Raw genomic sequence first — 15,996 nt, forward strand, 5'->3', positions numbered from 1 at the left:
GGAGGTTACGCATGAACCCCGAAATTAAAATCCGGCAAATGGCAGAAACCGATGTGGCCAAGGTATATCAGGAACTGTCGGAGCATGACATCAGAAAACCGCTGGAATATGTTCAAACCTGTTGGGAAGGAAACAAAACGGGAGAACGGATCACGCTTATTGCCGAATACGACGGCAGATTTGCCGGCTGGCTGCATCTTTTAACCAAATCGTATTATCCCTTCTTTGCTGAGCAGGGCATTCCGGAGATTAATAATTTTGATGTCGTACCACCTTTGCGCCGACTTGGAATAGGCAATGCTTTAATGGACACCGTCGAGCAAATCGCGTTTGACCGTTATGGAATCGTAGGGATCGGAGTTGGCCTTTATTCCAGTTATGGAAATGCGCAAAGAATCTATGCCAAAAGAGGATATATCCCTGACGGCAGGGAAATTATGTATCACGGCGAGCCGCCCGAGCTGGGCAGTTATGTCGAGGTAGGACATGATTTGGCGTTGTATATGACAAAAAGCCCAATAACTCAAAACAAGATGGAATAGCCATTATGGATCGACGGCAGGCCAATCGGGATTCCCCGATTGGCCTGTTTGCCGTATAAGATCAAGCGCGAAACGCAGCAGGACGTTCCTGGCTGGCTTCAGCCAATGCAAGGCGAAGCGCATCTGCCGCAAGGTCCGCTCCGTATGAAGGCGTACCCGGCTGCTGGCGCCAGGATTCATGCAGGCCTCCCGCATCCACCGGATCAAATCCAAGCTCATCCACTAGCTTCATCACGACCGCTTTGGCGGCAGGATCGTCACCTGCTACCGGCAGCGCGATCCGTCCAGGCGAGCCTGCAGGCAAGCCGCGTTCCAGCAGGTTCCTGGCCGCAATGCCATTGAACACTTTCGTTACAGGCCTTCCCAGATGCTGCTGGACCCAGGCGCTCTCGGTTAAGCCATCCTCAATTTGCCCAATCCGCCCATCGCGCTGAGGGTAATAATTGCTGGTATCGATAATGGCGGTATGCCTGCCCGCTCCGTCGAGAATGCCGGAAGGGAGAAAGGGGATATTTTTCTGCGGAATCGTAACAATCACAATGTCGGCTCCCTGCGCGACCTCTGCCGCATAAGCCGGCTTGGCTCCGGTTTCAACAGCCAGATCCTGAAGTGTCTCCGGTCCGCGGGAGTTTGCAATATGCACATCATGTCCCAGTTGTGTAAGACGGCGGGTAAGATTGCCTCCGATATTGCCGGTGCCAATAATTCCGATTTTCATTAATATCCCTTCTTTCTTGGATAATAGAGTCCTTACGAGATAACTGTAACTAAATCAATTACATTAGTCAAACGAAAGTTTTAATAAAATGTTAAAGGATATCATTCGTAATTTAAGTAATATATGGAATTTTATAGATTTGCTTGTGTTACAATGGAAATAATCTGGAAGTAGGCACCTAATAATCTGGAATGGAGTGGATGGATTGAAAGGCGATTGGCCAGGAAGAGCTGAAACTCGCATTCGACGGCAAGAAATCGCTGGACGAAGCGCTCACTACCGCACAGGTCAAAGGCCAACAGCTCCTGTCCTCGGAACAGGCAAAGGACAAAGATAAACCGGCCGGGAAGGCGGCTAATGAGGGCACTACCGAGGCCCAACTGACAACGGAATAAAGTATTTATTCATCAACAAACGGCTTCCTGTCATGCCCTATGCGGCAGGCAGGGGCTAATTTCAGCTTACACCCCGAATATTAAATAACCAACGGTCATATACAGAAACAGCAACAACAAGAGCGTTGAATGACCGATAAAGGCCATCAACGCAATCTTGTTCCTTCTGGATAATGCTGAAGCAGCCGCGAGCAATCCAACCGGACTTGTCACAATAACAAGGATATATCCAATACCCTGTAAGGGATCTCCGGCTTTAAATGGGAAAACAATACTGTATAGGATGGCAAACGAAGCCAATATAAATAGCGCCAATGAGAGTATAGATAAAATCCGTTTGATCATATTCGCCAGCACCTTCCAGTATCTTTATGATACCTTGGCTGCCATATGAAGGTAAGTCCTATTTCTCTGTGGTACCTGCTTTGCGGCATAATCGGGACTGTCCGATTTCAGTATTTGGAAATGAGAACCATCATGATCGACATGTCAATTAGAAGGGCTAATGGAGAATTAACAGAGACGAGGAATGGAAGTGATTATCTGAACCGTCACGTATGGTCACATACGATATGTCACCCATGTTGATAAGGTCGATGGTGGCAGGGTTCATGTGGCAGGAGGAACATGCTAGTTTTTAATCATGGACAGGATGGTATGATAGACTTGGCTTGCTTCGTTATTCAGTTTCAGTTGATCTTTGTATTGACTTTGCATATGGCGCAGAAGCTCGCGGCAATGCCTGATTTTCTCCTTTTTGGGAAAGGTTGAATTATTAACCAGCCGAGCACTTTCCATAAAATCCTTTGGAGTCTGATACATGATTGAATCCCCCGATATCATTGCTTATTCGATATTAAACATCTTCAATGGGTCTCAAACGGCTTTGCTGTTGATTATTCCAAATACGTGTTTACTGCCGACACAATTGAATCGATATTCATCAGCAGACTGGCGTTATCGGTCGATTTTTGTCGTTTACAGGCGGGTTCAATGATATTTGAATGATAGGAAAATAGTGGGAAATAGTTGTGAGGCCTCTTTACTGCATGCTTTATAACCCTTACAATTTAGGTATATATTAGGATGTTGGCCTGTCGAATTTAATAAGGGGTGACGGAATGATGAACAAGAATACAGAGGACGTTATCGAGCTTGTAGAGTATACCCCGAAATATGCGCAGGCTGTCGCCGCCATGTGGAACTGCAGTCAGGAAAGCTGGGGCGGAGGCAGCCGCATCCGCAGCGGGGAAGAGGTGGATCAGGAGCTCCGGAACGCCGGAAATCTCAAGGTTTTTCTGGCACTGGACGGGGATGAGGTAGTAGGATACTGCAGTTTCTCCCAATACCAATTTGATGAAGGCGCGCTTTATGTTCCTCTCCTGAACGTACGACCGGATTACCATGGGCGCAAGATAGGCAGGATGCTTATTCTTCAAGCGGTGAAAACCACGGTGGAGATGGGTTGGCCACGACTTGATCTGTTCACTTGGGCGGGCAATACCAAAGCGGTGCCCATGTACAAGAAATGCGGTTTCTTCTGGGAGAAGAAAGAAGATGCCGTGCATTTGATGAATTATATGCCTTCGGTGCTGAAGATGGAAGCGCTGCAGCCTTATCTGGAGAAGCTTGACTGGTATGCTGACAGTAAACGGGTGATCGAGATTTGTCCGGATGGGCGTACGGAGAACGGTTTTGATTTCCTGGAGTATGTCTGGGAGAAAGACGACATCCGGCTAAAGGTGGAATTTGAGAAAACGGGCAGAGGCATATGCCTGATCGATACCCCTGACTATACGATACATACGTTAATCGAAGATCATAATCTGGTATTTGGAGGCCGTTATCCCGTCCGGTACGAGATTCGCAACAAAACGGGAAAACCTCTCCTGTGCGCCATTAAGGGACGGGACGACAAGAATATCCGTTTCGGATTGGAACAGACAATTGAGGTGTCGGATTCCCATATTGTTGAAGGTGAATTTGAGCTTATGCCCGTCCATGAGGAGCAAAGTGACTGGAAGACGCACCCGGCCGTTGTTTCTGACTGGAGAATCAACGGGAAATCCATTGAGCTGCGGATGGGCGTAGCTCCCCTGTTTCCGGCCAAGATGAAGCTGGAAGTGAAGCCGCAGGAGCAGTATCTCGGAGTTCGGGAAGAGGCGCTTGTTTCTTTTGAGAATAATTATCCGGAAACGACGGTGTTTGAATTCGAGTTTCCCTCGAGCGGGTTCATAAAGTTCGACAACCCAATGCTGTCCGTTGAGATTCCGGCGAAAGGGAAAATCGCTGTGTCGGTGCCGTATGTTTTGAACGATTTCGGGCTGTTCTCGGAGGATATGGTCATTACGGCCCGATGCGGCAGCTTGCCCCCTATCTCGTTTACAACAAGGCTTTGGGGTCTCTTTAAGGGATTATCGGGGAGGTATGGAGGCGATATTACGGATCATTGGATCGCCGTGAACGGACCTTATTCGATCGGCCTGAACAAAAACAACAATGAACTATGGGCCTCCCATTTCTTGAGAAGCCACCACACAAGCTGGACATTTCCCCGTGTCGGGAAACCTTATTCGCTGGAGTTTAGCAAGAAGAAGGCAGAGCAAGTGAGGATATTCGCCGAAGGAGATGTCATGGTTCTGGAAGCGGATTACCAGTCGGAGGATTTTCCCGGTGTTTCGTTTACTTCCTGCAACCGGTTGAATGCCGTTGGAATCGTGGAACGTTATTTTGAATTTCGTGAGCCTGGCGTATCCTTGGGAGAGGATATCCGTTTGATCGACGGTTTCTACCACCACTCGGAAGGGCTGGTGCTCCCTTATGACGGGCATTACTATGATTTGAAGGACCAGTATGCCGCGAACTACAACGACTGGGAGATAGATCGTATTTCAGAAAATTGGCTGTTCAGCCGGCATGAGAAATGCTCCCACGGCTTCTGTTGGGATCCGGAAGCCAAGCTGGTGAAGAGCGAATGGCATCTGGGCATTGAATATCAAGTGGGCCGCATGCCTTCAGGAGAAACCGTCCGCAGCGGATCTACTTTCCAGGCGATCGGAACATTCTCGGACTGGTGGGATTTCCGTTCTTATGCATGCAAGCGCAGAGACCGGATCCAGCCTCTTCTGAAGAATCATATTGAACTGAGCGTAAATGATGGCAACCCGTTCGCTACACATGATGCCGACTTGCATCTCAATCAGCACCGGAATCAGCCGCTTACCGGGGAATTGACCCTGTCCTTTCCAATCTCTGCCCGTGAAGCTGTACATGATTCTTTCCGCAGGGAGGATTCCAGGCAATCGGGATCTTACAAGCTTATGTCTCTGGAGCCGGGGACAGTTGAACAGGTCAGGATGGTTTTTGAAGCTGAGGAATTGAGCATTAAACGAAGTACGGTACTGGTTCCGTTAAGCGGGCAACCTGTGCAGCAGGAAATTCGCGGACCGGAAGGGGAACCGACTTTCACTTGCTCGAACGGTGTCTTGACGATTGAGGCTGCGCCTTCATCATTTGGTGCTGCCCTCCATTCTCTTGTTCATAACGGGGAGGAGTGGCTCGATAGCTCATACCCGGCACCAGGCCCGCGCTCATGGTGGAATCCCTGGCATGGTGGAATTTCCGCGGGCATTCAGGGTGTTTCGCCCCTCAGCCAGCAAGAGGAGAAGAGAGAGGCTGATTTTGTTTCTCTAATGGATAATAGGGGGAATAGCTGGAGCGGTTTGAAACTCCGAACCTGCTTTGAGAAGCTGGAACGCTCACGCGGCATGGAGTTGGATTTGTATGCGCTGTTGCTTCCTGGCGCACCAGTATTATGCTGCGTTACCCGGTTGTCCAACAGGACGGGAATGTCTTACAATCAATTCCATAGCTCGATCGGCAGTTTCTTCACCCCAGGCGGTCTACCAGATCAGGGATGGATGGAAGCAAATGCGGATACCAGATACAGATGCGGAAAAACCGGTACAGATATCCGTTCGGAAGGAATTGTCCGGATCGGGTCCGACAGCCGCTCGACCATTTTGCACGCTGTCAACAGGTATCCCGGATCTGGGGCCCAGGTTTATACGAACAACCTGGTCATCCATCATTCCGCCTCGCAAAGCAGTCCGCTGCCTGCTCAGTCGGAGGTATGGTCGGCTCCTGTATTTTTTGTTTTTGCCGAAAAACCGCTCGATTATCAGGATATGCGTTCGTTTGCCGAAATCAGCTTTGAATCGACAGGGAGGTAAACATGTCAATTATCGATATCCACATTCATTTGTCAGACATTGAAAGCTTCCACCACACGGCCCGCGACCTATCAGGCGTGGATTATTCTGCAGCCGGACTCAAGAAAGAGTTTGACGACTGCGGGGTAGTCCTGGGCATTGGAATGGGCGTGGAGGAAGAGACAGCAGGGGCATTCCCGGATTCTCTGGCCGCCAATCCCATGGGTCTTGACCTAGAAGAGTCCGTTCCTTCTTTCTTGATGGAGTGCGTCGGTATCAATCCCGCAAGACTGGCATTGCCGGAGAAGCAGGCGGAGCTGGACCGGATCGAGCAAAGACTCGCTTCCCCAGAGGTAGCTGGAATCAAGCTTTATGCCGGATATTACCATTATTATGTTACTGATAACGTCTATGGCCCGGTTTACGAGCTGGCCAGACATTACAATATCCCCGTCGTGATCCATACCGGAGATACCTATTCCATGAATGGGCTCTTGAAGTATTCTCATCCTCTTACCGTGGATGAGCTGGCTTATCAGCAGCGGGATGTCCGTTTCATGATTTGCCATCTGGGCGATCCGTGGGTAATGGATGCGGCGGAGGTGGTTTCCAAGAATCCCAATGTGTACGCCGATCTTTCCGGACTTGTTGTAGGAGACCGCCAGAAGTTCGACCGCTTTCAGCATGAGCCGCTGTTCATGGATCACTTCAGAAGAGCATTGGTATATGCGGACAATTATGAGAAAATGCTGTTCGGCACAGACTGGCCGCTTGCGCCTGTCCAAGTGTATATTGATTTTGTCCGACAGCTCATTCCGGAGAAGTTTCATGATGATGTTTTTTACCGGAACGCCTTTCAAGTGTTTCCGCGGATCAGACAAAGGCTGGATCAGTTGAACCTGTAAAGAGAGAGGCGGCATATGCGGGTATTCGTTAAATCATAGAGATTTCGCACCCCGGCCGAAGGTGGAATTGTTTCGGTTATCCTCTACGGGTATAATGGACTCGAAAGAAATTGTGTGAAGGAGGCCGTTTACTTGAAGACATTTGAACAGCTGTTGGATGTTTATGCGGAGCTGATTGTGAAGGTGGGCGTCAACGTCCAACCAGGACAAGAGGTTTTTATTAATGGAGCGACTATTGAAATCGCATCTTTTGTCCGTCTTGTGGCCGGGAAAGCCTATGAGGCGGGTGCCAGCAATGTCCATGTGGATTGGACGGACGAAGCATTATCCCGGTTGAAATATGAGAAAGCCGCAGAAGAAGTCTTCACCCGTTTTCCGGAGTGGGAGACAGCGAAACGAAATGCTTTTGTGAACAATGGCGCTGCTTTTATTTCCATTATTTCACCAAACCCGGATTTGCTGAAGGGTATCGATCCCCGGCGGATCGGTAATTTCCAGAAGGCTTCGGGTCAAGGGCTGACCGAATTCCGCAGGGCGCTCCAATCCAATAAAGTCAGTTGGACGGTTGTCGCCGCTTCCACCAAGGACTGGGCTGAGAAGGTGTTCCCTTCTTTATCCGGACAGGATGCCATTGATAAGCTCTGGGCGGCGATCTTCGATTCCGTTCGTCTGCATGCGGAGGATCCGGTTAAAGCGTGGGAGGAGCATAATGCCAATCTACATAAGAAAGTGCAGCTGCTCAACGACAGGAAAATCCATAAGCTCCATTACAAGGCTCCGGGTACGGATCTGACGGTGGAGCTTAACGCCAAGCACACTTGGGTAGGCGCAGGCAGCACCAATAAGGATGATGTTCCGTTCATGGCCAACATGCCGACGGAAGAAGTGTTCACCGTTCCCCAGCGTAATGGCGTGAACGGCTATGTTTCCAGCACCAAGCCGCTCAGCTATGGGGGCAATATTATCGACAGGTTCAAGCTGACCTTCGAAGAAGGACGAATCGTGAAGGTTGAAGCCGAGGAAGGGCAGGATATTCTGCAGCAGCTGGTCGATACCGACGAAGGCTCGCATTATCTTGGAGAAGTGGCGCTTGTTCCGCATGAATCGCCGATCTCGCAGTCAGGTGTTCTGTTCCTGAACACCTTGTTCGATGAGAATGCATCCAACCATTTGGCGATTGGGAATGGTTATGCGTTTAATATTGAAGACGGCAAATCGATGTCACTCGAGGAGCTAACCGAGCATGGCGTCAACAGCAGCATCACCCATGTCGATTTTATGATCGGCTCGGCAGAAATGGATATCGATGGAATTCTGAGGGACGGCTCGTCCTTGCCGATATTCCGCAAAGGCAATTGGGCGATATAAACTCCAGGCTGTTCCAGGGCAATTGCTGCTGGAACAGCTGTTTTTTATCAGAGCGCAAGCTAGTGGCTTTCATCAATGAGCAGAAACAGGAGGAGCAATCATGCCATTAACCCTTATGTCATTCAATCTGCGCATCAATGTCAAGCAGGATGGGATAAACGCATGGCCAAACCGGATTATTGCAGCGGCAGCTGCAATCAAAGAGTCAGGTGCAGAGGTGATTTGCACGCAGGAGGGAAGCTTCGCCATGCTCCAGGAGCTAAAGGCGCAGCTGACGGATTATGAATGGATTGGTGAAGGGCGGCGCGGTGGAAACGAGGATGAGCACTGCGCCATCTTCTATCGCCAAGGCGTCCTGGAGCTTGTGGAAAGCGGCAATTTCGGATTGTCGGAGCGTCCCGGGCAGTTGGGCTATGTCAGCTGGGACAGCGCCTGTCCGCGCTTATGCACCTGGGTTCGGTTTAGAAAGCAGAACGGACAGGAGTGGGAAATATTCAACACCCATTTGGATCATATTAGTCAGGAAGCAAGACGGAAGGGAATCGGGCTTATTGTTAAACAGTTAGCCGAGAGGTCCACCGTTACCGGGATACCAGCGGTGCTGGCTGGCGACTTTAACTGTGAACCGGATGACGAGGTGATTGCAGCATTGAATCGTGAGGGATTCGTCAACGCCTATTCGGCAATGGAAAGGCAGGAGATCGGAAGCACCTGGCATGGCTTTAAAGGGGGAGAGACAGGCGAGCCGATCGATTACATTTTCGTAGCACCTGAGGTTCAAATCTCCTCGGTCTATGTGGACCGGAACAAATATGACGACCGTTATCCGTCCGATCATTATCCGGTTATAGCCACTCTTCATATATAGTGATCTATGTGATCTGCCATTTCCTGGTAATGACGATTTCGAGAGCAGTCCAGCCTTTCCAATAAGGCTTGGGCTGCTTTTTGCAGCGGGCTCTTTTTTGCATTCCTTTTTGAATCGCTGACTATTGTAAGTCACCTCCGACATGAAATTGCGGAAAAAGCGCAGGACATCGGTTATAATCGTCCTATCCGCTAAACGTAAGGAGAATGTCCTGTGAATAAAAGTGTGGTTGTGATTGACGACAAGCCGCTTATTCGGAAAGCTATCGTTCAAACCATTAATTGGAGCAAGCTGAACTGTACGGTTGTGGGTCAGGCTGAGGATGGGGTCGAGGGTAAGCAGGTCATCCTGGACTGCCGTCCCGATATCTTGATTACAGACATCAAGATGCCCGGACTTAGCGGGCTTGATCTGGCAGAGCTCATGCAGACTACGTTTCCTTTATCCAAAACGATATTGATTACCGGTTATCAGGATTTCGAATATGCGCAGCGGGCGGTACGGCTGGGCGCTTATGATTTTATCGTCAAGCCCGTGCGTAATGACGAGCTGGAGCGTGTGATCTCGCTGGCCGTCATGGAGATGGACAACAGGCATCTGGAATTAAGCCATACCGAGAGTATGTCGGAAGCAATGAGCAAGTTGAAAGAACAGCATCAGAGCTCGCTGCCGTTTTTGCGGAGCAAATATGTGACCGGGCTGATAGACGGCTCGCCGGAGCCGGGAACGCAGCCGCAAGAAATCCGCGATCAGTTAGGGATCTCCTGCAGCCGCTGCGCCATTCTGATTGTTCGTTCGAAGATGAGCTTTGCGACCATGCAGGGATCGGACAGTACAAGAATCAAGCTGGACATGCAGGCGAAGCTTGCTGATATTGCGCGAAACTCCGCAGCACTGCGCGAATTCGAAGTCATCGAATCGCTTCATCATGACGAGCTCGTGCTGGCCGGCTTGTTTGCCAAGCCGTTGCCTCCCCGGGAAATCAAGATGAAGCTGCAATCCGTCTGCCACGAATTGATCGCAAAAGCGCGGAATCATTACGGCTTGATATGCTGCATTGCTGTGAGCCCCCAATATAAACAGCTGGAAGATCTGAGCCATGCCCATAGAGAAGCTTCCATCCTGATGGACAGCAATTTTTTCAGGGCGGAGGAGCCCGTCTTATTCCCCGAGAATACACATGCCGCTGGGGATGCATGCAAGCATTCCATCATTCGCGATCTCGAACAATTCAACCAGATTCTTGAACATGCATCGGGCGAGGAGACGGTCCTGCATCTGGAGAAGGTGCTTGGACAAATTACAGAATACAGCGAAGGCAATATACTTGTCGCCAAAGGCTTGTTGTCTGATGTCTGCCTTGCCGCAGCCCGCTACTATTTCCGTCTGACAGGGGATGAATTCGGCCTGAACAAACGAATCGACGAAATTCTCGGCGATGTGTACCGGCTGCCGGATATGAAAGCCGCTTCCGATTATTTGGCGTCCTTTGTCAAAGAAATCAAGTGCAAGCTGGAGTCAGGCGACAAGGAATACAGCCTCGTAGTGAAGAAATCGGTGGACTACATCAACAACCATTTCTCGGAGAATTTAAGCTTGACGCTTGTAGCTGAACACCTCGGCATCAGCTCCAGCTATCTGAGCCGTCTGCTGCGTCAGGAAACCGGGATAAACTTCGTGGACTTGGTGTACAAGGCCAGAATTGACGCAGCCAAGCGACTGCTCAAGGATCCCAGAAACAAGGTGAATGAGGTCGGCGAAATGGTCGGCTACAAAGAGTATGCTTATTTCTATCAGGTTTTCAAGAAAATAGAGGGGATATCACCGAAGGAATATAAGAACCGGGGAAATGAAATGAGAAGCGCAAGTGCCAATCCTGACCCAGAGTCGAAGGATGGATAACTTAAAATGATAACGTTTACAATCGACTGGTGTTATGCATGCGATGAAAACATAGCGGAATGGGGAAGGAATGCTTCCTTCTATATGCGAGCCGGGGGTGACAGCAATGCGCGCCATTTTAAATTATTTCTTGAATGCCAAGCTGAGAACCAAGTTTTTGTTGTCCTTCACAGCGATTATCCTGGTGACGGTTCTGATGATCAGCGGTGTCAACTATTTTGTTTCTGTTGGTGCAATCAAACGCAATTCCGGTGAATTCTCGAAGTATCTGATCGGCCAGATCGGGATTAATCTGGAGAAACGGACCACAGACATCGAAGAAGTAGCTTTCCAACAGTACCGCAGCGCAAGCTTGAGCCAGCGTCTTGGCCAGAAAGCGGTCACTGCGGAGGAAACCTATGTCAGAGACAAGTATATATCGGATTTTCTCACTGAAATGCTGTTTACCAAAGATTATTTCCTCTCTGTGCTAATTATTGATGTGAACGACAAAAGGTATTCCTTGGAACGAAATACATTACAGAATTACAATGAGAAGCTTCTGAACCGGCTTGATATGGACAGCATCCGGAACAAACGCGGCAAGGCGGCCTGGTTTCAGGGAGAGAACGGGACCATCTATATGGCCAGATCGCTTTACGATATCTCCACTTATAAATATGCCGGCATGATTGCCATTGGCCTTGAGAGCAGCTATGTCAGCAGCATTATTACGAATGTGCACACGTTGATGGATGGGGATATTCTCATTCTGAACGAGAAGAACGAGCTTTTTGTACCGAATGAGAACGGGACTGACCTGGCCAGGTATTATTTGGACAATAAGCTGTATTTGTTTGATTCGGACAAGAAAGGTTTTGCTTTCGGCGGCAAAAATTATATCACTACACTGATCTCAACGGTGTACGATAAATGGAAAATCGTGCAAATTATCGACGTCGGACAGCTGACACGCGGAACGGACAGCATTAAATATTGGACGATCAGCACCATTCTGATCTCGCTGGTCATCGCTTTTATGATGGCGGCTTTCATTTCCAAGAATATTACCGCCAATATCAGGCTGCTGCTGCAGAGCATGTCCAGCTTCTCGCTGGATTTCAATTACCATGTGATTGTGCCCAAGAGCCGCGACGAAGTGGGTCTGCTTGCTGCCAAGTTCAATTCCATGGCCGAGAAGATCAATGATCTGTTCAACTCGGTCTACCGCGAAAAGCTGCTGAAGCAGAAGGCGGAATACCGCACGCTGCAGTTCGAGTACAAAGCGCTGCAGGCTCAGATGAATCCGCATTTTCTGTACAATACGCTGGAATCGATCTACAGCATGGCCAAGATCAAAGGCGAAGAGGAAATTGGCGAAATGGTCTATCTGCTCGGTCAGCTGCTGCGCGAGAGCATTGGCAAAAAAGGGGATGTCATATCGCTGTTGGACGAAATTGCTTTTATTCAGAACTATCTGTCCATTCATAAAATCATCTATGGCGACAAGATTGAAGTGGTGTACCAGCTTGATGAATCATTAATGGATTCCCGCGTGCCCAAGTTTATTCTGCAGCCGCTCATTGAGAATTCCGTGATTCATGGCATTGAGGAGAAGCCTGGCAAAGGTATAATCGGGATCCAGATCAGGTCCGAGGAAGGTGATCTGGTTATTGAGGTCAGCGACAACGGCGTAGGCATGGAGGCCGATAAGATACAGCGTCTGCTTGCGCCGGAGCTCTACGGGCCACCACCGGACAATAACAGACATACCAATGTGGGCATTATCAGCGTGCATAAGAGGATCCGGATTTTGTATGGCGAGCAGTATGGTCTGAGCATAAACAGCCGGGTTGGGGAAGGCACGATTATCCGGATCCGGCTCCCGATCCTGCATGAGGACTCGGCCAAAATCTCATAAGCGTGCCTTCCCTGAAGGTGACAAGCTTACCGCCCCCGTTGTCAAAATAGCTAATATAAACGCAAGAATCTCCAATAGTAAACGCTTACCGTTCTTGTAAAATGGGAGTTGATCGAAGCGCAGGAAGGAGTGGAAGGCAATGACCGGGGCTTTAACCAAAGCAGAAATCGAAGGAACAATCGAGCATGTCCTGCATGGGATGAGGAACCTGAAACCAACCATTAAGGAGAATGTCAAGGACAGCATTATTTCCATGGATGTCTGGGACTGGTCACAGGGCGTCGGCTTGTTCGCTCTGTATTTGTATTACAAGGAAACCGGCAGGAAGGAGATTCTGGGCGAATTGACAGCCTGGTTTGACCGGCATATCGCCAAGGGGCTGCCAGGAAAAAACGTCAATACGATGTGCCCGCTGTTAACCATGAGCTATCTCTATGAAGAGCTCAAGCGTCCGGATTATCTGGCAATATGCCGCGAATGGGCGGAATATGTGCAAGAGGAAATGCCTCGCACACCGGAAGAAGGACTTTCCCATTTGACGGTCACAAGCGCCAATGAAGGCCAGTTATGGGATGATACGCTGTATATGACCGTGCTTTTCCTTGGCCGGATGGGTGTGCTATTGGGCAGGGATGATTATGTACAGGAGAGCATGCATCAATTTCTGGTTCATCTGAAATATTTAACCGATGTCCGGAGCGGCCTGTTCTTCCATGGCTGGACCTTTATGGAGAACAGCCATTTTGCCGGCGCTCTGTGGGGACGGGGAAATGCCTGGTATACCGCGGGTCTGGTGGATTATCTGGATATGGTACCCGTACCCGGCGGAGTCCGAAAATTTCTGATCACTTCGCTGGAAAGGCAGGTTGAAACGCTCGTCAGCCTCCAGAGCGAGGAAGGCATGTGGCATACGCTGCTGAATGATCCGGATTCCTATGTGGAAAGTTCGGCGACAGCCGGATTTGCTTACGGGATATTGAAAGCGGTACGCAAAGGCTACCTCCCGGCAAAATACCGCGCCCCGGGGATGCAAGCCCTTCAGGCGGTGAGGAGCCGCATTGACGGGGAAGGGATGGTACAAGAGGTCTCCTACGGAACCTGTGTAGGCGACACCATGCAGTATTACAAGGACATTTCGGTCTGCCCCATGCCGTACGGGCAGGCCATGACGCTGCTGATGCTGGTCGAGAGCCTGAAGCACCCATAGCGGTGCGTTATCCGAAAGGAGAACATCCGATGAAGGAACCTGTAAATTTGGTTGAGGACTGGCAGGCGGTCAAGGACAAAATTAAAGCGCATACATGGGCCAGGCAAATTGTCGAGAACATAAAGCCCGTTACGGATAGGTGGGTAGCCCATTACGAGGATGATGTATCGCGGGTCGCCGGCTGGGGCCATCATTATTTTTGCGATCATTGTTTTGCAGGGCTTATATTTGACCCGGAGAAACCAAGCGAGCATACATGCAGCGGCTGCGGCCGCCCTAGAGTCGCACAGGAAGTGGATGATGCCTGGTGTTATATGTACCGTTCGACGGTGTGCTCCCAGGTGTTCTATGCAGCCGTTCTGCATCATTTATATGGCGGTCCCACCTACATGGCGTTTATCCGCAAGGTGCTGAGCTTCTTCAGCGATCATTACGGAATGTTCAATGTCCGGACACCGCCGGGGCAAGAGGGGAGGTTCTCCGGAACGGATTTAACGGATGGAGTGTCCGTTATATGGCTGCTGAACGGAATGGAGCTTGTGCGCGATGAATTCACCATGGACGAGCTCGAAACGTACAAACGCCGTTTCTTCCTGCCAGAGGCGGAATTCCTGATTGAGAAGGTTGGCTGCACACCTAATATTATTTGCTGGATGAAAGCGGCTGCAGGCATGATTGGCCTTTTCTTTAACGAGAGGCAGTGGTGCGAGCTTGCCGCTGAAGGCGAATACGGCATCAAGAAGAAGCTGTCGGACGGTCTGCTTCCGGAGGGCTTCTGGTATGAGGCGTCATTCCATTATCATTTCTATTGCGCAGAAGGTATGACCTACTATCTGGCCTTCTGTAAGCTATATGGATATGAGTTCAAAGAGATGGAGGAGGCGCTGCTGCGGATGTACCGTTATCCGGTAAAGTACGCTTTTCCAAACGGCGAATTCCCCAACCCGAACGATGGCTGGCCGCTGCTCAAATTCGGCAGTTACGCCCAGCAATACGAATGGATCCGCAATATACATGATGAGCCTGCTTACCGTTATGCCCTGGCGCAATGTTATGACCGGGAAGATTCGGGCCATGAGAATACCAATATCGGCGGTGTCGCCAGACTGCTGTTCGGCAGAAATTGGGAAGAAGAGCGCTTCCCGGAGGAATTGCGGGGCAGCGATCTGCCTGACGGGAAGTCGGAGGTGGATCCCGATATCTATTTTGCTATGCTGCGCGAAGGCGATGCTGCTGTATTTATGAAATACGGCTATGTCCTGAGGGGGCATTCGCATGCCGATATTATGAATTTCGAGCTGTTCTTCAAGGATGAAGTGATCTCCCGGGATATTTCCAACAGTGGATACGGCTCCGATCTGTTCCGGGAATGGCAGCGTAAAACGATTGCGCATAATTCGGTCATGGTGGACACGCTCAACCAGCCGAACAGGCCGACGGGCCGTATTGTGGAATTCGACCAGGACCGCAACAGCATTCTGGCGGCAGCGGATGAGGTCTATGACGGCATTGGATTCTCCCGGAGGCTCCAGCTTCATGAAGGTTTGCTGAAGGATGAATTCCAGGTCATCCCGGCGCCGGGACATGTGGAGGAGCATACCTTTGATTGGATGTTCCACTGCTCCGGCGAGCCGCAATCGGATCTGCCCTTTACGAAGACGGACCCTCCGGGCGAAGAGGACGGTTATCAGCTCATGCTGGAAACAGCATCCTGCGATACCGACCAGGACTGGGAAGTGAGCTGGATAACAGCAGATAAACGGCTGACCTTGAAGATGGAAGGCAGTCCGGGAACAACCGTTTACTTATTCAAAGGCTACCAGCACCGTCTTGACGTTATGAGATGGGGCGTGATGGTCAGAAGAAGGGGGACGGCAGCGATCTATAAAGCGGAGTACCATTTTGCCTCGCTTCCGGATACACCGATAACCGAATGAGATAAAGGAAAAGACAAGAAGAATGCGTCCGGGATTACGGTCC

Annotated in this window: 12 protein-coding genes; 9 read left to right on the plus strand and 3 right to left on the minus strand. The window is 50.0% G+C overall.

Features of this window, described 5'->3' with window-relative positions:
* Positions 1-11 precede the first annotated feature (11 nt).
* The gene (locus IEY46_RS06565) at positions 12-542 is read left to right on the plus strand and encodes a GNAT family N-acetyltransferase (RefSeq protein WP_229750107.1); all 531 of its coding nucleotides are present in this window, start codon (positions 12-14) and stop codon (positions 540-542) included.
* Between the two features lie 61 nt (positions 543-603).
* Here IEY46_RS06565 and IEY46_RS06570 read toward each other — a convergent pair whose 3' ends face one another.
* The 3 genes from IEY46_RS06570 to IEY46_RS06580 form a co-directional block, all read right to left on the minus strand.
* Positions 604-1,260, minus strand: a complete 657-nt coding sequence (locus IEY46_RS06570; RefSeq protein WP_188990284.1) for an NADPH-dependent F420 reductase — start codon at positions 1,258-1,260, stop codon at positions 604-606.
* 461 nt (positions 1,261-1,721) lie between these two features.
* Entirely contained in the window at positions 1,722-2,000 is a 279-nt protein-coding gene (locus IEY46_RS06575) for a hypothetical protein (protein ID WP_229750108.1), read from the minus strand.
* 285 nt (positions 2,001-2,285) lie between these two features.
* Complete coding sequence (locus IEY46_RS06580; protein WP_188990286.1) at positions 2,286-2,477, minus strand: hypothetical protein; 192 nt, start codon at positions 2,475-2,477, stop codon at positions 2,286-2,288.
* A 299-nt stretch (positions 2,478-2,776) separates the two neighbouring features.
* On the opposite strand from IEY46_RS06580, the gene IEY46_RS06585 reads away from it, so the two are divergent.
* From IEY46_RS06585 to IEY46_RS06620, 8 genes are all read left to right on the plus strand, one after another.
* Positions 2,777-5,887, plus strand: a complete 3,111-nt coding sequence (locus IEY46_RS06585) for a GNAT family N-acetyltransferase (RefSeq protein WP_229750109.1) — start codon at positions 2,777-2,779, stop codon at positions 5,885-5,887.
* A 2-nt stretch (positions 5,888-5,889) separates the two neighbouring features.
* Entirely contained in the window at positions 5,890-6,771 is an 882-nt protein-coding gene (locus tag IEY46_RS06590) for an amidohydrolase family protein (RefSeq protein ID WP_188990290.1), read from the plus strand.
* A gap of 132 nt (positions 6,772-6,903) precedes the next feature.
* Entirely contained in the window at positions 6,904-8,139 is a 1,236-nt protein-coding gene (locus IEY46_RS06595; RefSeq protein WP_188990292.1) for an aminopeptidase, read from the plus strand.
* Positions 8,140-8,239: 100 nt separating this feature from the next.
* A complete protein-coding gene (locus IEY46_RS06600) occupies positions 8,240-9,007 on the plus strand; it encodes an endonuclease/exonuclease/phosphatase family protein (RefSeq protein ID WP_188990294.1) in 768 nt (255 codons plus the stop codon).
* Between the two features lie 213 nt (positions 9,008-9,220).
* The gene (locus tag IEY46_RS06605) at positions 9,221-10,909 is read left to right on the plus strand and encodes a response regulator transcription factor (RefSeq protein WP_188990296.1); all 1,689 of its coding nucleotides are present in this window, start codon (positions 9,221-9,223) and stop codon (positions 10,907-10,909) included.
* Between the two features lie 106 nt (positions 10,910-11,015).
* Positions 11,016-12,809 carry a sensor histidine kinase gene (locus tag IEY46_RS06610; RefSeq protein ID WP_188990298.1) on the plus strand — a complete coding sequence of 598 codons (1,794 nt, stop codon included), beginning with the start codon at positions 11,016-11,018 and terminating at the stop codon, positions 12,807-12,809.
* A 139-nt stretch (positions 12,810-12,948) separates the two neighbouring features.
* Positions 12,949-14,016 carry a beta-galactosidase BglB gene (gene bglB / locus IEY46_RS06615; protein ID WP_188990300.1) on the plus strand — a complete coding sequence of 356 codons (1,068 nt, stop codon included), beginning with the start codon at positions 12,949-12,951 and terminating at the stop codon, positions 14,014-14,016.
* Between the two features lie 29 nt (positions 14,017-14,045).
* Complete coding sequence (locus tag IEY46_RS06620; RefSeq protein WP_188990302.1) at positions 14,046-15,953, plus strand: heparinase II/III domain-containing protein; 1,908 nt, start codon at positions 14,046-14,048, stop codon at positions 15,951-15,953.
* The last annotated feature ends 43 nt before the right edge of the window (positions 15,954-15,996 follow it).

The organism is Paenibacillus nasutitermitis (assembly GCF_014641075.1).
Classification (GTDB): domain Bacteria; phylum Bacillota; class Bacilli; order Paenibacillales; family Paenibacillaceae; genus Paenibacillus_Z; species Paenibacillus_Z nasutitermitis.

Excerpts from the sequence above, each read along its gene's own strand:
- bglB (WP_188990300.1), top strand. The coding sequence starts at position 12,949 with ATGACCGGGGCTTTAACCAAAGCAGAAATCGAAGGAACAATCGAGCAT.
- IEY46_RS06585 (WP_229750109.1), top strand. The coding sequence starts at position 2,777 with ATGATGAACAAGAATACAGAGGACGTTATCGAGCTTGTAGAGTATACC.
- IEY46_RS06575 (WP_229750108.1), bottom strand. The coding sequence starts at position 2,000 with ATGATCAAACGGATTTTATCTATACTCTCATTGGCGCTATTTATATTG.
- IEY46_RS06580 (WP_188990286.1), bottom strand. The coding sequence starts at position 2,477 with ATGTATCAGACTCCAAAGGATTTTATGGAAAGTGCTCGGCTGGTTAAT.
- IEY46_RS06570 (WP_188990284.1), bottom strand. The coding sequence starts at position 1,260 with ATGAAAATCGGAATTATTGGCACCGGCAATATCGGAGGCAATCTTACC.
- IEY46_RS06620 (WP_188990302.1), top strand. The coding sequence starts at position 14,046 with ATGAAGGAACCTGTAAATTTGGTTGAGGACTGGCAGGCGGTCAAGGAC.
- IEY46_RS06610 (WP_188990298.1), top strand. The coding sequence starts at position 11,016 with ATGCGCGCCATTTTAAATTATTTCTTGAATGCCAAGCTGAGAACCAAG.
- IEY46_RS06565 (WP_229750107.1), top strand. The coding sequence starts at position 12 with ATGAACCCCGAAATTAAAATCCGGCAAATGGCAGAAACCGATGTGGCC.
- IEY46_RS06590 (WP_188990290.1), top strand. The coding sequence starts at position 5,890 with ATGTCAATTATCGATATCCACATTCATTTGTCAGACATTGAAAGCTTC.
- IEY46_RS06600 (WP_188990294.1), top strand. The coding sequence starts at position 8,240 with ATGCCATTAACCCTTATGTCATTCAATCTGCGCATCAATGTCAAGCAG.